This is a genomic window from Moorena sp. SIO4A5, from assembly GCF_010672005.1.
GTDB lineage: Bacteria > Cyanobacteriota > Cyanobacteriia > Cyanobacteriales > Coleofasciculaceae > Moorena.
The window spans coordinates 1-3,209 of the sequence record NZ_JAAHHZ010000559.1 but is presented as its reverse complement, the minus strand read 5'-3'; the positions used below and the strand labels follow the sequence as shown (position 1 = coordinate 3,209).

The window sequence follows — 3,209 nt, the reverse complement described above, 5'->3', positions numbered from 1 at the left end:
TCAAACCAGAAGTACGGGCACCCATGAGTGGTGGTAACTTTCTCCCTTAGCTATCAGCTATCAGCTAAAGGCTAAAGGCTAAAGGCTAAAGGCTAAAGGCTAAAGGCTAAAGGCTAAAGGCCTGTGGTCACGCTACGGGAACAGTTTATGCCCATAGCGCACGCTGTCTTGATGCAAAGCGCGAGTGGGGGAAACCACGCCAGTTGCTCATGGGGGGAACCCCCAAGACCGCACTGGCTCCCCAAGACCGCGCTGCATCGCTACTTGAAAAATAAGCTGACGGCACCTCAAGTAGCGTGAGCTAAAAGCTCACGGCTGACGGCTGAATGCTTACGACAAGGTAATGGGGAGATAGGTAGATAGTGCTACCTATGAATGTCACTTGGTACCAGCAAACACTATTGCCCTAACTTAACCATTCCTTCATTTTATCCGGATATTTGATAAGTTTTGCGTAAAATTTTCCAGTTCTAGTGTCAAAAACTAGTTTGTTAACACAAACTAACTACAGAGCTGATGGTTAGTGGCAACTACCGAAGGTATGATAGGGGAGCGATTAGCCATAGCTTCAGTTACTCTTGAACATAACTTAAACCAATAAATCAAAAGGCACATATAGAGATGGGCAATAAATCAGAGCTTTTCCCACAGGGGAATGGTAAATATATCCACTCACAGCCCGTCATCTACCACACTAGAAACTCAAAATACTATCAGGATGGGCGTAAGCTAGAGGAGATTTGGACGATCATACGGCGTCGCTTTTTAGTGGCTGCTGGTGTAGCAATTACGATAACAGCTAGTATTTTTTTATGGACCTCTAATCAGAAACCTCTGTATGAAGGCAAGTTCCGACTCAGTCTGGAGCCTCTGACAGCACAGGATGATGATGAAAATCAATCGACACCAGGTTTTGAAACCTTGGCTTATAAAACCCAAATGCTGGTACTGCGTAGTGAGAAACTCATCACTCCCGTGATTGAGGAAATAAACAAGCGCTATGGCAAAACTAGCTACAAGTCTTTAGTCAAGAATAATCACCTGAGGATCAAACATATTGAAGGAACTAGTGTCTTAGAAGTTCGTTACCGGGATAGTGATCCTCAAAAAGTTCACTTTGTTTTAAAGCAGCTTGCCGATAATTATATCAATTACTCCCGCCAACAAGAAGCAAGTTACCATCACAAAGACCTTGAGCTAGCAAATAGAGAGTTGCCTCAAGTACGCCAAGAGGTAGACAGACTGGAGGAAGAACTGCTGAAGTTGGAGCTAGGGTACAAGTTAATCGACTATGATCATCAAAAACAGCAGCTTTCAACTCAGATTAGCCAGATTAAGCAACAGCAATTAGATACTGACATCCAGCTTAAGGAAGCTCAGTCCTTCTACCAGATCATTTCTCAAAAGCTAGGATTGTCATCAAATCAGGTCAAGGACTCTCGCGCCTCGGAGTTAGCTCTGGCTCAAGTGACTTTGGCTGAAAACCCTTACTACCAAAAGATGCTCAACCACCTAGAAGAGGTTGAGGCTGAGATTGCTATCGAGTCAAGCCGCTATACTCCAAACAGTCCCACCATCAAGACCCTACAGCAGCAAAAGTATAATTTCTTATCCCTGTTACGCTCTGAAGCTGAACAGGTACTGGGGATCAAACTAACAAATACAGATGTTCCTAAGATATCACCCAATTCAATTCACCAGCAGCTCACTCAACAACTGGTAGATCAGAGCATCCAAATATCAGTTTTGCAAGCACGACAACAAGCTCTTGCCGAGGAAGAAGAAAGTCTTGCGCAAGACATGAAACTGATGTTGGCGATAGATCCAAAGTACACCAGTTTACGGCAGAAACTTACACAGACAACCCAACGATTAGACACTCTGGTGGCGCTTAAGGAAAGCTTCCAGCCTTATTCTTGGGAACTTATTCTCAAACCCAAACAGCCTCAATATCCGATTCCGCAACATCAGGAACTTCAGATTATTTTGGGAGCGATCGCAGGGATATTACTGGGTGCAGGAACAGGGTGGTTGATGGAGCGCTTAGACCATGTATTCCACTCTCCCGACGAACTTAAACATCGCACCCAATTGCCTCTTCTTGGTGTTATTCCTTACCATCAAGCACTTAAGCCCACCAACTCATCAACCAGTCGCAAAGGTATACCTTTTGTTCCTAGCTTCCCTAAGGATCAGAAAAATAACTCAACGCCAAAACTGCAACAAGCTTCTCCCTTTTTAGAGGCTTTCCGGTTCCTCCATCGCAATATCGGCTTACTGGGCTGCGATAAGCCAATCCAATCTATTGTGATTAGTTCAGCTAGACCAGAAGACGGGAAATCTACCGTTGCTGTCCACCTAGCTATAGTGGCTGCTGCTATGGGTCGGCGAGTGCTACTGGTGGATACAAATCTGCGCCGTCCCCGGGTACATAAAATTTTTGGTTTGAACAATCAATTTGGTTTGAGTAATGTCCTTAGTAAGCGGATCAAAGCTAACCGAGCCATCCAGCAAGTGCCCATGTGGGATCATCTTCATGTGCTAACTGCTGGTTCCCCAGCACAGGATCCGATTCGGTTACTATGTGCACCAAAGATGGGAACTTTGATGGAGCATTTTAATGCTGTTTTTGATTTAGTTATTTATGATACGCCTCCCGTGATCGGACTTGCCGATAGCCGCCTCCTAGCAGCTAACACGGATGGTATGGTCTTGGTAGGCAGATTAAACAAGACTGACCGCTCAGTTCTAATGCAAGCCTTGGATGAACTCAAAACCTCTAGGACTAATCTTTTAGGTATTGTTGCTAATGATGTTGAAAACTACGCAACTAGCTCCTATTATCATCATCAGGACTACTATACAACCGATTCAGCAACCATGAAGGTGAAAAAGCTTCTAGATCAGAACATGAGATGATATGAAGTCCGGTTAATAACTTCTAATATGGTTGATTGCTTTTTTTTAATGGTTAATGGTTAATCGTCAATTAACCATTAACCATTATAGTTAGTGAGCAGTAGCTGGGGATGAAAATACGTATGTTAACAAAACTAGCATCACCCTTGACACCATCAAGGTTAGTGTTAAAACGACTAGGGAAACCTGGACAGTTAAGCCTAACCGTTTACCCTTACGATACAAACGTTTATCCGGTACAGGGTGAGCAGTTTTAGAAAAGAGTGTTAATGGTTGATTAGGCTGATAAG

Annotated in this window: 2 protein-coding genes; one reads left to right on the top strand and one right to left on the bottom strand. The window is 43.8% G+C overall.

Going from position 1 to position 3,209, the window contains the following annotated elements:
* The first annotated feature begins 621 nt into the window (after positions 1–621).
* Positions 622–2,919, top strand: a complete 2,298-nt coding sequence (locus F6K57_RS40950; RefSeq protein ID WP_293074763.1) for a polysaccharide biosynthesis tyrosine autokinase — start codon at positions 622–624, stop codon at positions 2,917–2,919.
* A gap of 90 nt (positions 2,920–3,009) precedes the next feature.
* On the opposite strand, the gene F6K57_RS40945 is transcribed toward F6K57_RS40950, so the two are convergent.
* A partial coding sequence (locus F6K57_RS40945) for a hypothetical protein (protein ID WP_293074760.1) occupies positions 3,010–3,209 on the bottom strand: 200 nt, incomplete at its 5' end.